Source organism: Herpetosiphon llansteffanensis, assembly GCF_003205875.1.
In the GTDB taxonomy this organism is placed as follows: domain Bacteria; phylum Chloroflexota; class Chloroflexia; order Chloroflexales; family Herpetosiphonaceae; genus Herpetosiphon; species Herpetosiphon llansteffanensis.
Map to the genome: position 1 here is coordinate 129,350 of NZ_PUBZ01000081.1, position 17,575 is coordinate 146,924.

Consider the following 17,575-nt stretch of genomic DNA (forward strand, 5'->3'; position numbering starts at 1 on the left):
TCGTGTGCTTCGCGGTTCCTGATCCCCCGATCCCTGACCCCTCGCTTTTTCATGCAAATGACCGATTGACAAGCCTAGCACTGGCCTTTTAGACTACAGAGGTTTTCTTAAGCTAAACCAGCGGAGTTATGAATGAACCACGCAACCAGCGACGACATTGCGGCAATTCAGCAAGCGGCCCTCGACTATTTGGAATCGCAGCATAATCTTAATCCTGAACAAATGCAGCGCAGTATTCATCCGCGCATGGTCAAACGCACGGTCTGGACGCATCGCGGCACGGGCAAGGAATATTTGCGCGAGGCAAGTGCCGAAGAGATGATTTTGCTGGCAGCAAGTTACAATCAGGCAGGCGATAAGTTTCCGCCAAATCCACAAAAAACTGTTGAAATTCTTGATGTGCAAGGAGTCGTTGCCAGCGTGAAGTTAGCTGCTGATGAGTGGATCGATTACATGCATATTGTCAAAATTAACGATCGCTGGACGGTCGTCAATGTGCTGTGGGCCTATCACGATCTTGCGGCCCACCGCTAATCAGCGAGCCTTAATCGATCAATAATTGATTGCGTGGTTGAAGCTTATATGCTGCACCAGCCACGCAATTCTCCTGTGAGCTACCTACTCAGCAAAGCTTGGTTTTTTTAAGGAGAGAAGAACGATGGCAACGAATGAGCACGAACTGCGCGCTGCTGCCAGGCATCGCGAAAGTGAACGCCTGCTGCAATTGCGGCTGGAAGGATTTGTCGGGCGGGTAGCCGAGCAAGCAGCAATTCACGCATGCATTGCGCAGCTCCGCCCGACGGGTGGCTATCTGTTGGTGACGGGTGGCGCTGGTGAGGGCAAAAGTAGCCTGATCGCCCAGCTTGTGGTTACTGCTGGGGTCGAGACCACGCCGCATCATTTTATTGCGCTCACGCCAGGCCGCAACTATCAGTTGGATGTGCTGCGCAGCGTGCTTGCCCAGCTGATGCTCAAACATTCCCGAACCAGTGGCTATTTCCCCACCGACAGCTACCCTGCGCTGCGGCTGGAATTTATGCAGCTGGTGCAGGATCTTGCCACGCGTGGGATTGAAGAAACGATCTATCTTGATGGCTTGGATCAGCTGCAACCGGAGCTGGATGGCAGCCGCGATGTGAGCTTTTTGCCCTTACAATTGCCAGCGGGTATCGTGATTGTGCTTGGTTCGCGGCCCGACGAAGCCACCGAACGCCTTGCGCGTGGGCATGGCCTGCGCTACGCGGTGCCGCCGTTGAGCATAGATGATGCGATCACACGCTGGCAGCAGGTGCAGCCGAGCCTTGACCTTGAATTGTTGGCGCAATTAGCCGACTCGCTCAAGGGCAATGCCTTGTTGATCGAACTCGCGGCGACGGCCATGCGCGCGCTGCCTGAGGTCGAATTACTGCCGATGCTTGCCGCGAGTAGTGCCGATGCAACGAATTTGTTTCGTTTGAGCTTGGCGCGGATTCAAACCACTGCGCCAAGCACGTGGCAACCTATCACACGGCCAAGCTTGGCCGTGTTGCTGGTAAGCCAAGAGCCATTGCCGCCCGCCGTGCTCGCCGCTATCCTCGAGCAACCAGTCGCAGCGCTTGCTGAGTCGATTGCGCTGCTGGTGGATTGGGTCAGTGCTGCCGCGGATCAGCGTTTGGCGTTGCGCCATTTGTTGTTTCATGATTATTTGCAGCAGCATGAATTGAGCAATTCCGAACTGCAGACATGGCATAGCCACATGGCCGATTGGTGCAGCGCCGAGCTTGAGACGATTTGGCAGGAGAGCAGCGACCCTTTGGAACAGGCGCGGCGTTGGTATGGACGACACCATTACCTCACCCACTTGGCGCACGCCGAACGCTGGGCCGACCTGTGGGATGTGGTCGATGCAGGCGCGTATGGCGCACAAAAAATACGCTTTGAGCCAAGCACCCGCTTATATGGCTTGGATTTGGATCGGGCACGCGCAAGTGTGATTGCGGCGGGACAAAGTGTTGAAGCCCAGCTTGAATTGTTGCCACGACTGTGGCGCTATAGCCTGCTGCGCACCAGCCTTACCAGCCATGCTGATCAATGGCACGATGATCACTTTGTCGTTTTGGCTGTGGTTGGGCGGGTATCCGAAGCCTTGGCCCAGATTGAGATTTGCTCCGATCCAGCGCGGCAAGTGTACTTATGGTCGCGGGTTGTAGCCTATGCTGAACCGCAGCGGCGCTTGGCGATTTTGCAGCGCATGGAGCAAACAGCTCGCAGTATTCCTGATGCACGAGAACGAGAGTATGCTTTGTATCGATTGGCCCTCGTCTACGCAGAGAGCGGCATGAGCACGCTGGCGAATCAAATTGCGCTTGCACTGACCGAGTATCGTGATTATAGCTTGATTGGCCTGACCAAAATTGCAATTCAACAAGGAAATCTACGACAGGCAGTTACCTATCTTAGCCAAGTCATAATTGTGAATCCAATTGAGCATGCCCATGAAGAATATTTAGATTGTTTGCTGATGTTAATAGAGGTATTGATTGGGGTTGATGAGCTGGAACATGTGCCCCACTTATTAAGTTCTGCTGTTGCATATGCTCGGCCTCTTGAGTGGGAACACGCGTTGGGTGAGATTGCCACGCTTTATTGGCGACTTGGGCACTTTGAGCAGGCGCATGCATTACTTAATGAGGTTCAGGCAATGCTTATCGATCAAACGACGTTTGGCCTGAACTATGGTTTAAGCATACTCGTCAAGGCATATGCTGCCCAAGATGGTTTGGCAACCGTGGAAGCATTAAGCGTTACGAATCAAAGTAGACTGGTTGTGCATGCGTTGGTGTTGGCCTATTGCGATCATAACGATCTGGAAAAAGCAGTTGCTCGAGCAGCAATGATGGACAATTCATCCGATCGTGATAAGGCCTATGCAGTGATTGTTGCCTGGTATTGTAAGCATAAAGCGTTCAATCATGCCCAATCGATAATTGAACGCATGTCTGCAAAAGCCCTGCAAGTTGAAAGTTGCTGTTTGCTGGCAACGAGCTATGGCCAAGATCAGCAATTTGAAACCATGCATAGTATGCTTGATCAAGCCACGAAACGGATAGCAGCTTTAAATGATCAATCAGATGCTTCAGGGTTATTGCTGAAAATAGCCGTTGTTTATGCTGATCATGCTTGGCATGAAGCTGCCCAAAACAGTCTAATGGCCGCGATCACAGAAGCTTCAAACATCGATTATCGCGATGACAAGGCTGAGGGATTCAAACAAATTGCCGAAGTTTTAGTGAAATACAATTATGCTGCATGCTATGAGCCGTTGCTCCAAGCGGCCTTTGTCCGTGAAATAGCGCAAGAATCGTATCAAGTACGAGCACGCATTGCACAAGCCTATGCCATGCAGGCTGATTTTAAAACTGCCTTAGAACTTATCACCTTCATTCTGCCAAGCGATGTATTGATCGATGCATTGCATGAGCTCGCAATGCTTGCAATTGAAAAGCGTGATTTGGATCATGCGCAATTGGTGTTGGTCGCAGCGCAAGAACGACTTGCTACCAGTTCAAATGTTGATCGCTATGGATGGATGTTTTGTTGGCTTGCCGATAGTTCATGGCGGCTAGGCTTGGCTGATCTTGCCCAAACCCTGCTGCATAATGCCCAAGAATTGACAAAAGTCATGCCTGATAAATCTCGGTGGTATTTTGGGCAGGCTCTGGTTCAGTCGTATATGGTTCAACATAAACTTGATCAAGTATTCAGTATCACAACCCTTATTGATAATGCTCATTGGCGGCGCATGATTATTAAAGAGCTTAGCGATTGTTATCTTCTTAGCGGTGATGTTGTTCAAGCGTATGCCATGCTGCAGTTGGTTAAAACCCAAGATGATATGTATGTGCGATATTTATCTGCGATTGCGATCAAAGCATTGGAACTGCGCTTAACAGATCTTGCTGTTCAATACTGTGCCGAGGCGATGGCGGCATGTTCGTTTTGTTCCTCTGAATATAAGCGCCTTGAGTTCTACAAACGCCTTGCAATTGGTCAGATTAAGTATGGCAGCAATGACGTATTGGCAGATTTATTGACAATTATTCGGACAACAACAATCGACTCGGATTCAATCTATGACTCTATTGAACTGTTATGTGAGATTGCTACGGCCTATGCAGAACATGGCCACTATAGCCAGTTTATTGATTGGTTGAACTATACTCATCAACAATCAAAAGCAATTAAGAATGTGCGCCATGCAATGCTTGCATATGAAAAAATTGCCAAAATCTATCTTGCTTATGCACATGATTCAGCAATTAAATTGTTTTTTATTGATATGGAACAGCAGGCTCAAGTGAGTATAGAGCAAAATGATGCTGCTTTTGGGTTAAACACATTGACCAAGGTTTATACTGACTATGCAGTCCGCGGCCATCCTGAGTTTTTTGCTAAGGCCTATCAAACTGCAAACCGTATCTCTGATTCTAGGAATCGGGGTTATGCGCTTAAGAGCCTTGCTTATGGCTATGCCCAGGTTGATGATCGGGCGCAAATTCAGGCATTGGTGAGTGAAATAAACCAGCTTGATATTGATGATATGGATTTTTTAATGATAAGCGAGTTGTATGCCAACCGCGGCGAGGTAGAGTTTAGCTTAACACTCTTGGAAAATGATTGGCCATCATTAAGCAAAGATGAAATTTTTGCCTATTTGATTCCAAAATTGCTTCTATCCAACAAGGTAAACGCTGCTTATGAATTAGTGCTTGGCTTTTTTGATCCACAAGAACAATCTAAAGCCTTACACAAAATTATTACTTATTATGCTGAACTCCAGAAATTACCTGAAATTATCAAAATTGTGCAGACAACATTTCAGACCTGTCGCCATAGCCATGATCTATGGAAACTGACCACTATCATCACACCCTTGATTTCCCTTTACCCATGGCTTGGAACGGCCTTGCTCGATGAGGTTCCATGGGTTGAGCAACAACTTGAGCGCTATGGTTGAAGCTACACCCAGATAATTGCTCTCTCCTTCATTATGGCGTTGGCGTGCCTTCCAATAATGGTGTGATTGTGACAACCTGGCCCTGTTGACATTGCAGGTCTGGTCGAAAATGGATGGTATTTAACTCCTGTTGAATACAGGGGCTAAGGGTACAGAATTGCTTCCGTGTATCTTGATACGTGTTGCGCTCAAATGAGCGTTCATTCGGGTTCCACGGTTGCCTATCATTGCCACGGAGTGCGTCAGGATATTGCTCGCGATAATTATCCGTTAAATATATGCGGTAGAGATAGAACTGATCGCGGCTAATTCGGCCTTCGGCAAAGGCTTGCCGCAATATATCCATTGAATACATGGTTGTTTGAATGGCGCGTTGGGTTGCAATGGGCACGGGCACAATCGCATTGCCATACACATCGGTTGTGGTTGGCCGCGCCCGCCATGATTCCGGCAGCATGGCCGCGATGACGAGGCCGCCGAGCAGCACCCCAAGACCCGCGAGTAACCAACGCATGCGCTTGCTTTGACCCATCAACGGCTTCCTTTCTGACTTATGGCGTTGGCGTGCCTTCCAGTAACGGTGTGATCGTGACAACTTGGCCCTGCTGACAGTGCAGCTTTGATCGAAAATGGAGGGTATTTAACTCCTGTTGAATACATGGGCTAAGGGTACAGAATTGCTTCCGTGTATCTAGAACATTATCACGAGGAAATGTCCGATCACGCGGGTCCCACTTATCAAAAAGATTTCCACTGAGCGTGTCAGGATACTTCTCGCGATTATTCGTTAAGTACATGCGGTAGAGATAGAACTGATCGCGGCTAATCCGGCCTTCGACAAAGGCTTGCCGCAATATGTCTGCCGAATACATGGTTGTTTGCATGGCGCGTTGGGTTGCTAGCGGCACTGGCACAATCGCATTGCCACACACATCGGTTGTGGTTGGCCGCGCGAACCATGTTTCGGGCAGGATGGCAACGATGACGATGCCGCTGAGCAGCAATCCAAGGCCAGCAAGCAACCAGCGCAGATGTTTGGTTTTGCCCATCAGCGGCTTCCTTTCTGCTATTGCAGCCCAACAGCATTGCCAATACGGGCACAAATGCATGCTATGAACTGTTGCGCATCTGCCCACACCATGCTGCATAATTAACCCAAACCCGTTTATGGGTGGATTAACCATGAGTTGTGATGATTGTTATGAATTTGGCAACATTGATTGAGTTAGTGTATGGGGAAATCCCCTTCTTTCACGGTATAGGGTAGTTGATCGCTTGGGATTTGTCAATCAGTTTTAATTGTATGTTTTGGTATAGATTTGGTTGTGTTTAAGTGCTGCCGAGATCTAATCAGCCAGCAGCTAAGCACAAGTAGCAAAGGAGCAGTATGCAGCCTCCGTATTATCTCCGTCGTCCGAGTTTGCCAACCGAGGCTCGTCAAATTGCCGAATTCGAGGCAATCTGGGCCGCAATCGAAGCATCACCCACGCTGATCGACCTAACAGCATTGGTTGATTCGCCACGCTGGCAATTTTTGGCCTATCTTGCAGAACACAAGCCGGTGCTGTTTCATGGCTCTGGCAACCCAAATTTAGCCACACTTGTGCCTCGCCAAGCAAGCGATATTGTCGAATTTGGCAATCAGTTGGCAGTGTATGCGGCCTCTGATGGCATTTGGCCCATTTTTTATGCCATTCTTGAGCGCAGCCAAGCAGAGGTTTCGTTGTTGAATGCTTGTTTTCGTAGCGTTAATCAAGATGGTAGCTTCGCTGAGCCCCATTATTTCTTCTCAATCGATGATGAGGCGCATCAACGCCAACCATGGCGGGCTGGCACGATTTACATTCTGCCACGCGCTGGCTTTGTGGCCAAACCAAGCAGTTATAAACGCGGCATGACGTTGCAAATTATGGAATGGGCGAATGTGAACGAGGTTTCACCAATTGCTAAACTCACAGTTGAACCCCACGATTTTCCGTTTCTCGATCAGGTGCGCAGCCACAATCTAGCAACCCTCATCGAGCGTGCCACCGTCAATCCCGAGGGCTTTCCATGGCTTGAATAGCGCAAGGCTTGGTATAATGGGCTATTGGTTTGATGAGGTTGGCAATGCAAACAATTGATTTTGATGTGTTGATTGTTGGAGCTGGTTTATCGGGCATTAGCGCTGCCTATTATTTGCAAACCCGCTGCCCGAATAAACGCTATACTATTTTAGAAGGCCGCTCGGCAATTGGCGGCACATGGGATCTGTTTCGTTATCCTGGGATTCGCTCGGATTCGGATATGTACACGCTGGGCTACGCTTTTCGGCCATGGCACAGCTCCAAGGCGATTGCCGATGGCGCATCGATTTTGCAGTATATTCGCGAAACCGCCCAAATCTATGGGATTGATCAGCAGATTCGCTTCGAGCAGATGGTGCGGCGGGTTAGTTGGTCGTCGGAGCAAGCGCGCTGGACGGTCGAGGTTGAGCGCTTGGCCGAAGGCGATATGGTGCAGTATCGCTGTAATTTTCTCTACATGTGCGGCGGCTACTACGATTATAGCCAAGGCTACACGCCAGAATGGCCGAGTTTAAGTCAATTCCAAGGGCAGGTGGTGCATCCGCAAGCCTGGCCGCAACAGTTCGATTATCGCGATCAACGGGTGGTTGTGATTGGCAGTGGCGCAACCGCCATTACCTTGGTGCCAGCAATGGCCAAGCAAGCAGCCCATGTGACGATGCTTCAACGATCACCAAGCTATGTTGTGGCTCAGCCCGCCCATGATCAAAGCGCTGAGCGCATTCGACGTTGGTTGCCAGCCAAATTGGCCTTTCATGTGATTCGTTGGCGCGCGATTATCCAAAGTATCTTCTATTATTTGTTGATGCGTGGTTTGCCGAGCATTGCCAAACGAGCCTTGATCAAGATGGCCCAACAGGAGCTTGGCACGAGCTACGATGCGCAACGGCACTTTACGCCAAATTATAATCCATGGGATCAACGACTGTGTTTAGCGCCTGATGGCGATTTTTTCAAAGCCTTGAAAGCAGGGCAAGCCAGCGTTGTAACCGACCAGATTGAGCATTTCACCTCAACGGGCATTCAGCTTAAATCAGGCCAGCATATAGATGCGGATCTGATTGTGACCGCCACCGGCCTGAATTTGCGCTTGCTCAGCGGTATTGAAGTGCTGGTTGATGGCCGCAAGGTCGAGTTGGGCACGACCCTGAATTACAAAGGCATGATGCTCAGCGATGTGCCGAATTTAGCCTTGGCTTTTGGCTATACCAACGCTTCGTGGACGCTCAAATGCGAATTAACCTCGATGTATGTCTGCCGTTTGTTGAATTATATGGATCGCCATGGCTATGCTTATTGTGTGCCCAAGAATTTTAACCCAGCCATGGCCACCGAGCCAGCGCTTAATTTTACTTCCAGCTATGTGCAACGGGTGATCAGTCATTTGCCGCGCCAAGGCCGTAATCGCCCGTGGAAGCTCTATCAAAACTACCTGCTCGATTTGCTCATGTTGCGGCTGGGCACGCTCGATGATGGCAATATGGAGTTTTTGCGGCCTTGGCCAAACCAACGTCAGGTTGAATAATTAGACTTCGGCGCTTTGCTGCAAGGCTTCGCGATAGGCGGCGAGTGCTCGTTCGCGCGCAAAACCATGATCAACCAGCGGCGCTGGATAATCACGGCCAATCACACAGCCGAGATGTTCTTGCAAGGTTTGCGGCATTGTCCATGGCTCGTGAATGTAGCGATCGGGCACTTTGGCTAGCTCAGGCACAAAGCGCCGAATGTAATCGCCGCGCGGGTCGTGCTTTTTGCTCTGGGCAATTGGGTTGAAAATGCGAAAATAGGGTTGGGCAGATGGCCCGCTTGATCCTGCCGCCCACTGCCAGCCACCATTATTGGCGGTCGGGTCGGCATCGCACAATTGCTGCATAAAATAGCGCTCGCCCCAACGCCAATCGATCAGCAGATCTTTGACCAAAAACGAGGCGCTGATCATCCGTACTCGATTGTGCATCCACGCCGTTTGGTTGAGCTGGCGCTGGCCTGCATCGACGATGGGATAGCCAGTTTGGCCCTGTTGCCACGCCGTAAATTCGTCAGGATCGTTGCGCCACTCAATCCGATCGTAGCGCGGATCGAGTGAATGTTTGAGCATCTGCGGATTGTGATAGATCAATTGGGTGTAATAATCGCGCCATGCCAATTCCTTGATCCAGGTATCGACTCCTTGGCGCTGCTCGGCGGTTAGTGGCTCGGTCAGCAGATCGACGGCGCGTTGCAGACATTGGCGAATCGAAATGCTGCCCATGCGCAAATCGACCGAAAGCCGCGAGGTGCCAGTTTCGGCGGGCAGTTCGCGAGAATGGTCATACTTCAACACCGATAAACTGCGCCGCCGATCAAAAAATTGGCTCAACCGTTGGTGGGCAGCTGCTTCGCCAACTGCTGGCAGCGTTTGCTGCAAATCAAAGCCCAAATCGGCCAAACTCGGAATTGGCAAACTTTCCAGAGTGCTCGCAGGTGCAACCAGTTTGCTTGGGGCTGGCACACGTTGCTCGGCCTGTGCGTAAGCCAATTCACTCCAGCGCTTGACATATGATCCAAATACGAGATATGGTTTTTGCTGGCCCTTGGTTTTTAGCCCTTCAGGCTCGACTAAAACGCTATCGTGGAACGAATGGGCTTGCAGGCCCTCTTGGCGCAGCCAGTGTTTGACCGCAGTATCACGCTTAATTGCATACGGCAGATAATCGCGATTCCAATACACGCCGCTCGCTTGAGTTTCGCGCACGAGGCGTTGCAATTCGGCCAGCGGTTGGCCATGACGCACAATCAAGCGGCTGCCCAATTGGCGCAAATCGTGATCAAGCGCTGTGAGCATGGCAAGCGTTACGCCCGTGAGTGCTGCTCCCACATAGCCATCGTGCAAAATTGCATCATCGAAAATGAAAACCGGAATAACCTCGCCAGCGCTTGCCACGACCGCAGCATGCAAGGCGCGATGATCAGCCAAACGTAAATCGCGCCGGAACCAACAAATGACAGGCATAAAAAAACTCCCCAACTGTACGTAGAATATACGCACAATTGGGAAGTTGGATGGTTGATGCTTAATTGGCTTCTTGCTTGCTTGCGATTGGCAAGTAGACCTTTTGATTTTGTGGGTCTGGCGTAACGATTGGCGTGACGCTCGCAGTTGGCGTGACGCTTACCGTTGGGGTTGCGGTTTGGGTTGGCGTTCCGGTTGCGGTTGGGCTAACCGTCGCTGGGGTTGAAGTTGGCGTGCGAGTTGGGGTCGTAGTTGCCGTCGCTGTTGGGGTAATTGGCGTTGGCGTGATGTTGACCCCGTTGATGGTAAAGTTGGCGTTAGAAATATCGAAGAAGATATTATCTGAACAGCGCACTTTGATCCGCGCAGCTGGTGCATTGACGTTTGGTGAAACGACAGTTTCGCTGCCATCGTTGGGCGTATTGCTGACCAAGGCATTGAAGCTGGTGCCGCCATTGGTTGAGAGCAAAATATCAACGTTGGCACAGTTGATTGGTGCAGCAGTGGTGTTGGCCACATTCCAGGTGACGCTTTCGTTAGCATCGCCAGTCCAAGCAATTGCCGTATTTGGCGCGGTTACTTGGAAGGGGCCAGCGCTATTGTTGACCGTCAGCACTGCCGTATCCAAGCCATAACCACCAGCCCCAGCGTGATTGTCACGCACGGTTAAGCGGAAGTTCAAGGTGCGGCTGGTGGTTGGCAAGGCTTCGCCAATTGTGCTGGTGTTGTTCAAAATGTCGCTAAGCTTGGGCAACGTGCGCACATTACTAACGGTTGAATTGAAACTGCGGAAGATTGGGCGCGTGCCGTTATCGGTATTTGGTGGCGAAGCAGCCCCCAAATCATATTGTTCCCAATCGTAGGTCAAGCTATTATCTTCTGCATCGGTCGCATTGGCGGTCAATTCAAATGGTGTGTTGGCAGGAATCGTGTAATCGCCGCCAGCGTTGGCTACTGGTGGGGTGTTGCCCGTGGCTTGGGTCGTGCCACAGGTTGCGCCGCCGCCAGTGGTGATGAATGCCGAGATTTCTTCCAAGCTCTTGACGTGGAAATCGAAATCGCTGTTTGGTTGCAAGTTTTCGGAACCACAGATACCTGCGTAGGCCATAATCGTCGAGCCGCTGCCTGGTTCGTAGGCTGCACCGCTTGAGCGATTAGCACCGCCACAACTGCCAGTTGTACCGTTGAAGGTATGGTTGCCACCAAATTGATGGCCAATTTCGTGGGCGACATAATCAACATCAAATGCGTCGCCAACAGGCGAGCCAGAGCCGGTGACCCCACGGGCTTTACTGTTGGTTGAACAAACTGAGCGTAATGCGGCAACCCCACCGCCGCCTGTGCTGAACACGTGGCCAATATCATAATTGGCAGCACCGATTACGTTGGTCAAGTTGGTTTGATTTTGGCCGAGCATGGTGCTGCCACTATTATTGGTGTAGGGATCGCTGCTGGCGTTGGTGTAAACAATCAAATCGTTGTTGGCGATCAATTCCATCCGCACCGAGAGATCGCGTTCGTAGATGCCGTTTACGCGGTTCATGCTGGTGACGATTGCCGCCATTGCGCCGCTGACCGTGCCACCGTGGAAGGTTGTATATTCGCCGGTGGCGGCCATAGCCAAGCGATAGGTGCGCAAGGTTTCGCCGATGGAATAGCGTTCTGGCACGGTTAATGGGGCATTATCCAACAAATTTGGTTCGTAATCGATGCCTGTGCGTTCGGCTAACTTATTGGGATCAGCCATAAAATTACGGCTATCGTACACAACGTAGTTGGCGGTGTCGTTGCGGCTGTAGGGGTCGATAAAAATCCGGCCCGATTCGCTCAAAATCATGCCATGAAAGCCCCGAGGCGTGAGGTCAAGCCGCGCGCTGGTGGCTGGCTGATCGATTGATTGGGCCAAGAAGGTGCGAATTTCGGGGAACTTGGCTGCCAAGGCTGGAGCCATAATTGGCGATTCGACGACCCGGAATTTGCCAAATTGGCCATTGGGCAATGGCAAATCCAAAATCAGCCCAGATTTTTGAACGTTGGTTTGGGCTTCTTGTGGCACGCGGCTCAAGTGTTGTTCGAGCAAGGCCAAATCGAGGCTGACCGTGCGATAGACCACTGGAATAATTTCGCGCGAGCCTTTTTGTTGAATGTTCTGTTCATCAACATTCGCCCATAGCCCATCAGATGAGCTGACGCTGGGTGTGACCATTGCAGTTGCCGTAATGACACTAATTAGGGCAATCGTCACCACTGCAAAAATGATGACCCATGAACGACCAAAACGCATAGATATTCCTTTCCACAAAACAGCAAGGCCTATTATACAATTAATTAAGCAATGATTAAGCGGCTGCTAGTGTGGATTGGTTGCTTGATCGAATCTCGCAGGATACCAGCTTGGTTTGGCTGTATCCTGCGTTATGCTAAGGCGAACTATTGGACGTTAGGTTGGCCTAAACGAGGCATTAATTCCATTAGCGTTGTATGAATATAGCTCAATTCTGGCGATTCAGTATCCCATGATTCGCTATCTGGAGCGCTTGATTCCCAGGTTGGTTCCGTTTCGAGCACCTGATACACCCACCACAGATTGTGCCATGGGTCGAGGATGCGCGAGAAAAGCTCGCCATAGATTGGCGTTGGTTCGGTCACAATCGTGGCACCATTTGCAACCGCCGTTTGCAAGGTTTGGGCCAAATCGGCAACATAAATTTGCAAAAAGCTTGGTGTCCACGGCCAATCTGGTTTACGATCAACCACCATCACGGTCGAATCACCAATTTTAAATTCAGAATGCAGCCATAGGCCATCAGTATCGAGCGTATGTGCGGCCTCAACTGCTTGCGCCCCAAAAACCGTTTGCAGAAATTGGCTTAACTGCTGAGCAGCGTTGGTAATAATAAATGGATTGACGGTGGCATAGCCTGCTGGTACATAACCCATACATGTGCTCCTTGCTGATTGATTTGATAGCTTGAGCATAGGCTAGAATTAGGACAGAATTGGCCCTAATTTGGAGCAATGACGATGTATTCACCAACGATGCGGCTTTTGGCGGTGCTCGAACTCTTGCAAGCACGCCAGCAGATCAGCGGAGCCGAGCTTGCCCAACGGCTCGAAGTTGATCAGCGCACGGTGCGCCGCTATATTCAACAACTGCAAGATATGGGGATTCCAGTAGAAGCCGAACGTGGAATTTATGGCGCGTATCAGCTTAAGCCTGCTCAGCGCGTGCCACCGCTCTTATTTACTGAATCGGAAACGCTGGCGCTGACATTGGGCTTATTGACAATTCGCGAGTTGCAATTTCCGGTGGAACGGGCGATTGTTGAAACAACCTTGGCCAAGATTGAACGGGTGCTGCCAGCGCATTTAATTCAACATGCCCGGGCAATTCAAGCGGCGATTAGCATTCAGCATGGCTTTCATCGGCAACGGATCGAGCCTGCTTGGCTGATGCAGCTCAGTTTGGCAGTGCAACAACAGCAACAGGTGCAGCTTGAATATAGCTCATATAGCGAGCAGCTCAGCACGCGCAGCATCGACCCGTATGGGATTGTATTTAATGAGGGAGCCTGGTATGTGGTTGGCTATTGCCATTTGCGCAGCGCCATGCGGATTTTTCGCCTCGATCGGATTCGCAGCATGACTTCGTTAGCGATCAACTTCGAGCGTCCAACGTCAATTAATATTGTCGATACGTTGCTGGCCGCCTTGAATGCTGCCAATGATCAGCAGCAGGTTGAAGTGTTGCTCAAAACGAGTCTCGATCATGCTCAACAGCTGATTGCGCCCGAAATTGCGACGTTGGAAGCAACGGCGCAGGGCGTGATGTTGCGGCGGGCCGCAGTGCATTTGGAGTGGGTGGCCTTTTTGTTGCTGGAGCTTGATGTTCCCTTGGTTGTGCTGCAACCACCAGCATTACGCAGCCTGATTCAGCGCATGGCAACCAAGGCTTTGGCCATGCTGGAACCGCTTGATCAAATGGATTGATGATCGAATTCCCCAATCGATGAAAGGATGAATTGATGCAGTTTCCTTTGCTGCGCTATCGCCGCCTGCTGAGCACCTATTTGCGGCCCCAACGTGCGCGGGTGTTGGGCTTGGCTGGGTTGGTTTTTGGTGGAATCGGCGTGCAATTGTTCAATCCACAGCTGATGCGTAACTTTTTGGATGCAGCTTTAGCAGCGCAACCGTTAGCACAGCTCACCACGCTAGCCTTGCTTTTTATGGGCCTTGCCTTTGGCCAACAACTGCTTGCCTTGGCGGCGGTGTATCTGAGCGAAACCATTGGCTGGACGGCAACCAACGCCTTGCGCACTGACTTAACTGCCCATTGTTTGCGCTTGGATAGTCGCTTTCATGCCGAAAAAACGCCAGGCGAGTTGATCGAGCGCATCGATGGCGATATTACCAGTTTGGCCAACTTTTTTACCCAATTTATTATTCAATTGGTTGGCAATGGCTTGTTGTTGTTAGGAATTATTGTGCTTTTGGCCTTGGAAGATTGGCATGTAGCCCTCGGCTTAGTTGTGTGTGTTGCAGTTGGAATTGGCCTTTTGCAAAAAATGCAGCGGGTTGGCGTGCCACGCTGGGGCGAATCGCGGCAAGCCAGTGCTGAACTGTTTGGCTTTTTAGAAGAACGCTTGGCGGCAACTGAAGATATTCGTTCAAGTGGCGCACGGAATTATGTGTTGCAACAGCTGTATCGGCATATGCATAAGCTTTATCACAAAACCCGTAGCGCCGAGTTGGCGACCGCTTGGCTCTACAATGCTGGCCAATCAATGTTTATTCTTGCTAGTGGCTTGGGCTTGGGCATTGGCATCTACCTTTATCAACAACAGCAGACGACGCTTGGCGGCGTGTATCTGATTACCGCGTATATTGGCTTACTTACCACGCCGCTTGATCAAATTTTGCGCCAAATTCAGGAGTTTCAAAAAGCCAGTGCCAGTATTATCCGCATTGATGCGTTGCGCCAAGAACAGCCAGCAATTGTCGATGGTACAACCGCAACGCTGCCGCAGCAGGCGCTTGATGTTCAATTCGAGCAGGTGACGTTTGGCTATAGCGCCGCTGCGCCGATTTTGCGATCGCTCTCGTTTGAATTGCCAGCAGGCCAGATTTTGGGTGTATTAGGCAGAACTGGCAGCGGCAAGACCAGCCTGATTCGGCTGTTGCTGCGCTTGTATGATCCTCAACAGGGCAGCATTTGCTTAGGCGGCACGGATATTCGTGACACCAGTTTAAGCGATTTACGCCGCTCAATTGGCTTTGTTACCCAAGATGTACAACTTTTTCAAGCCAGTGTACGCGATAATCTGCGCCTATTTGATCAAACGATTGCTGACCAACCATTGCTTGATAGCGTAGCAAGCTTGGATTTAACGCCGTGGTTGCAGAGCCTTGAACATGGCTTAGATACGATCATTCAACCCAATGGGCTTTCTGCTGGCCAAGCACAGCTTTTGGCCTTTGGGCGAATTCTGCTCAAAAATCCACGCTTAATTATTCTTGATGAAGCCTCGTCGCGGCTTGACCCTGCGAGCGAAGCAATTGTCGAACGGGCCTTGGATCGGCTGCTTGCAGGCCGCACGACGATTATCATTGCCCATCGTTTGGCCACCTTGCAACGCGCCGACAAGATTTTAGTGCTTGATTCTGGCCGCATTCAGGAATTTGGCCCACGGCAAACATTGCTGCAAAATCCCCAATCGCAGTATAGCCAACTGGTACAGCAAGGATTAACGGGAGTCTGGGAATGAAATCTTGGCAATTAATGCTGCGCTTGATGCGCTATCGGCCTGCGTTGTATGGCTTTGGCGTGTTCGTTTGGAGCATCTTTTTCATGTGGCCCTTATTGCCTGGCTTGATCAATCGGGCAATCTTCGATCAATTGAGTGGTGCAGCTCCGGCGGTCTTTGGCATCTGGACGCTGGTAGCGCTTTTGGTCACGAGCGAATTGAGCCGCCGTTTGTTGACTCAACTTGGCACGGCCATGGATATTGCGGTGCAATACAACATTGCTGGCTTATTGCGCAAAAATATGCTCAAGCGAATTTTGGCTCAGCCAGGTGCTCAAGCTTTATATGAATCGTCGAGTGCAGCGATCAACAGCTTCCGTGATGATGTTGAAGAAATTTTGACTTTTAGCGTTTGGCTGCTCGATGTGCTTGGCCATGTGCTATTTAGTGTGATTGCCGTGGGCATTTTGTTGAACATCGATCTGCGCATAACCTTGGTTATTTTGATTCCTTTGTTGATTGTGGTTTCGGCTTTTACGGTTGCCAACCAACGAATTCAGCGCTTTCGCAAGGCCAGCCGCGCTGCTACGAGCAACGTCTCGAATTTTCTTGGCGAGCTGTTTGGTTCAATCCAAACGATCAAAGTTGCCAATGCCGAATCGGCGGTGGTTGCGCATTTTCAGCAGCTCAACGATCAACGACGGCAGGTAATGGTTAACGATCGGGTTTTTACTGCGCTGCTCAATTCGGTCTATGCCAACACAATTAGCCTTGGCACGGGCATGATTTTGCTGTTGGCTGGCGAGGCAATGCGCAATGGCAATTTTAGCGTTGGCGATTTCTCGCTGTTTGTCTATTATTTTGCGATGGTTACCCGCTTGCCATCGCTGATTGGTTTGTTGCTGACCCATTCCAAACAGGCTGGGGTTTCGTTTCAACGGATGCAAGCATTATTAAACGAAGATCCTGCTGCGGCTTTGGTTGAACATGGCCCAATTGCTCCCAATTCGCCTGCCGATTTTGGCCCAACCAGCGTTTTGCCTCGCTTGCAGCGCCTTGCCGTGCAAGATTTAAGTTATTGCTATCCACAAAGCCAAGCAGGCGTTCAGGCGATTAATTTCAGCATCGAGCAGGGCCAATTTGTGGTCATCACTGGCAAAGTTGGCTCTGGCAAAACCACCTTGGTACGGGCCTTACTGGGGTTGCTGCCAGCAAGCGGCAGATTGCTATGGAATGATCAGCCGATCATAAATCCCGCTGAGCAATGTATTCCCCCAAATTGCGCCTATACGCCGCAAGTGCCACGCTTATTCAGTGGCTCGCTGCATGAAAACATGAGCTTAGGCTTAACCATCGCCGAAATACAGCGAGCGCAGGCGATTAAGACCAGCATGCTCGAAACTGATTTAGCCAGCATGCCCGCTGGACTTGATACTGAACTAGGCACGCGTGGAGTGCGCTTATCGGGTGGCCAACTGCAACGCACGGCACTGGCGCGCATGCTGGTTCGTCCAAGCCAATTAATGGTTGTCGATGATTGTTCGAGTGCCTTGGATGCACCAACAGAACGCCAACTTTGGCAAGGGTTACGGCAACTTTCAAGTACATGGCTGGTCGTTTCGCATCGCCGTGCGTTGTTGCAGCTTGCCGATTGGGTGATTGTGCTGGACGCTGGGCGAATTGCCGCCCAAGGCCGCTTGGCTGATCTGTTGCAAACGTCGCCAGTTATGCAGCAACTATGGCAAATTGAAGCCAGAAGCGAAGTTGTATAAGCCAT

Annotated in this window: 12 protein-coding genes; 7 read left to right on the forward strand and 5 right to left on the reverse strand. The window is 50.6% G+C overall.

All coding sequences use genetic code 11. The annotated features are described in order from the left end of the window. Window positions 1-132: 132 nt before the first annotated feature. On the forward strand, window positions 133-534 hold the full coding sequence (locus C5S61_RS07320; protein WP_110514408.1) for a nuclear transport factor 2 family protein: 402 nt from the start codon (window positions 133-135) through the stop codon (window positions 532-534). A gap of 124 nt (window positions 535-658) precedes the next feature. Next, entirely contained in the window at window positions 659-4,996 is a 4,338-nt protein-coding gene (locus C5S61_RS07325; protein WP_110514409.1) for a P-loop NTPase family protein, read from the forward strand. A 31-nt stretch (window positions 4,997-5,027) separates the two neighbouring features. Here C5S61_RS07325 and C5S61_RS07330 read toward each other — a convergent pair whose 3' ends face one another. Further along, complete coding sequence (locus tag C5S61_RS07330; protein WP_110514410.1) at window positions 5,028-5,528, reverse strand: hypothetical protein; 501 nt, start codon at window positions 5,526-5,528, stop codon at window positions 5,028-5,030. A 19-nt stretch (window positions 5,529-5,547) separates the two neighbouring features. After that, window positions 5,548-6,045, reverse strand: coding sequence for a hypothetical protein (locus tag C5S61_RS07335; protein ID WP_110514411.1), 498 nt, complete (start codon window positions 6,043-6,045; stop codon window positions 5,548-5,550). Between the two features lie 338 nt (window positions 6,046-6,383). Here C5S61_RS07335 and C5S61_RS07340 point away from each other — a divergent pair, with 338 nt between their 5' ends. Together C5S61_RS07340 and C5S61_RS07345 are read left to right on the forward strand one after the other, a co-directional pair. Beyond that, window positions 6,384-7,061 carry a hypothetical protein gene (locus C5S61_RS07340; RefSeq protein WP_110514412.1) on the forward strand — a complete coding sequence of 226 codons (678 nt, stop codon included), beginning with the start codon at window positions 6,384-6,386 and terminating at the stop codon, window positions 7,059-7,061. Window positions 7,062-7,105: 44 nt separating this feature from the next. Continuing rightward, window positions 7,106-8,587 (forward strand): flavin-containing monooxygenase, encoded by a 1,482-nt coding sequence (locus C5S61_RS07345; protein ID WP_110514413.1) that lies wholly within the window; start codon window positions 7,106-7,108, stop codon window positions 8,585-8,587. Here the strand turns inward: C5S61_RS07345 and C5S61_RS07350 are convergent, their stop codons facing one another. The 3 genes from C5S61_RS07350 to C5S61_RS07360 all read right to left on the reverse strand — a co-directional run bounded on the left by C5S61_RS07350 (window position 8,588) and on the right by C5S61_RS07360 (window position 12,994). Continuing rightward, on the reverse strand, window positions 8,588-10,054 hold the full coding sequence (locus tag C5S61_RS07350) for a cryptochrome/photolyase family protein (RefSeq protein ID WP_110514414.1): 1,467 nt from the start codon (window positions 10,052-10,054) through the stop codon (window positions 8,588-8,590). A 61-nt stretch (window positions 10,055-10,115) separates the two neighbouring features. After that, entirely contained in the window at window positions 10,116-12,338 is a 2,223-nt protein-coding gene (locus C5S61_RS07355) for a reprolysin-like metallopeptidase (protein ID WP_110514415.1), read from the reverse strand. A 146-nt stretch (window positions 12,339-12,484) separates the two neighbouring features. Then, complete coding sequence (locus tag C5S61_RS07360) at window positions 12,485-12,994, reverse strand: VOC family protein (protein WP_110514416.1); 510 nt, start codon at window positions 12,992-12,994, stop codon at window positions 12,485-12,487. Between the two features lie 84 nt (window positions 12,995-13,078). On the opposite strand from C5S61_RS07360, the gene C5S61_RS07365 reads away from it, so the two are divergent. The 3 genes from C5S61_RS07365 to C5S61_RS07375 are packed head-to-tail and all read left to right on the forward strand — an operon-like array spanning window position 13,079 to window position 17,570. Further along, window positions 13,079-14,044, forward strand: coding sequence for a helix-turn-helix transcriptional regulator (locus tag C5S61_RS07365; RefSeq protein WP_164689273.1), 966 nt, complete (start codon window positions 13,079-13,081; stop codon window positions 14,042-14,044). A gap of 35 nt (window positions 14,045-14,079) precedes the next feature. Then, a complete protein-coding gene (locus C5S61_RS07370; protein WP_110514418.1) occupies window positions 14,080-15,819 on the forward strand; it encodes an ABC transporter ATP-binding protein in 1,740 nt (579 codons plus the stop codon). After that, window positions 15,816-17,570 (forward strand): ABC transporter ATP-binding protein, encoded by a 1,755-nt coding sequence (locus C5S61_RS07375; RefSeq protein WP_110514419.1) that lies wholly within the window; start codon window positions 15,816-15,818, stop codon window positions 17,568-17,570. Before C5S61_RS07370 ends, C5S61_RS07375 begins: the two co-directional genes overlap by 4 nt. Window positions 17,571-17,575 lie beyond the last annotated feature (5 nt).

Excerpts from the sequence above, each read along its gene's own strand:
- C5S61_RS07320 (WP_110514408.1), top strand. The coding sequence starts at position 133 with ATGAACCACGCAACCAGCGACGACATTGCGGCAATTCAGCAAGCGGCC.
- C5S61_RS07325 (WP_110514409.1), top strand. The coding sequence starts at position 659 with ATGGCAACGAATGAGCACGAACTGCGCGCTGCTGCCAGGCATCGCGAA.
- C5S61_RS07330 (WP_110514410.1), bottom strand. The coding sequence starts at position 5,528 with ATGGGTCAAAGCAAGCGCATGCGTTGGTTACTCGCGGGTCTTGGGGTG.
- C5S61_RS07335 (WP_110514411.1), bottom strand. The coding sequence starts at position 6,045 with ATGGGCAAAACCAAACATCTGCGCTGGTTGCTTGCTGGCCTTGGATTG.
- C5S61_RS07340 (WP_110514412.1), top strand. The coding sequence starts at position 6,384 with ATGCAGCCTCCGTATTATCTCCGTCGTCCGAGTTTGCCAACCGAGGCT.
- C5S61_RS07345 (WP_110514413.1), top strand. The coding sequence starts at position 7,106 with ATGCAAACAATTGATTTTGATGTGTTGATTGTTGGAGCTGGTTTATCG.
- C5S61_RS07350 (WP_110514414.1), bottom strand. The coding sequence starts at position 10,054 with ATGCCTGTCATTTGTTGGTTCCGGCGCGATTTACGTTTGGCTGATCAT.
- C5S61_RS07355 (WP_110514415.1), bottom strand. The coding sequence starts at position 12,338 with ATGCGTTTTGGTCGTTCATGGGTCATCATTTTTGCAGTGGTGACGATT.
- C5S61_RS07360 (WP_110514416.1), bottom strand. The coding sequence starts at position 12,994 with ATGGGTTATGTACCAGCAGGCTATGCCACCGTCAATCCATTTATTATT.
- C5S61_RS07365 (WP_164689273.1), top strand. The coding sequence starts at position 13,079 with ATGTATTCACCAACGATGCGGCTTTTGGCGGTGCTCGAACTCTTGCAA.
- C5S61_RS07370 (WP_110514418.1), top strand. The coding sequence starts at position 14,080 with ATGCAGTTTCCTTTGCTGCGCTATCGCCGCCTGCTGAGCACCTATTTG.
- C5S61_RS07375 (WP_110514419.1), top strand. The coding sequence starts at position 15,816 with ATGAAATCTTGGCAATTAATGCTGCGCTTGATGCGCTATCGGCCTGCG.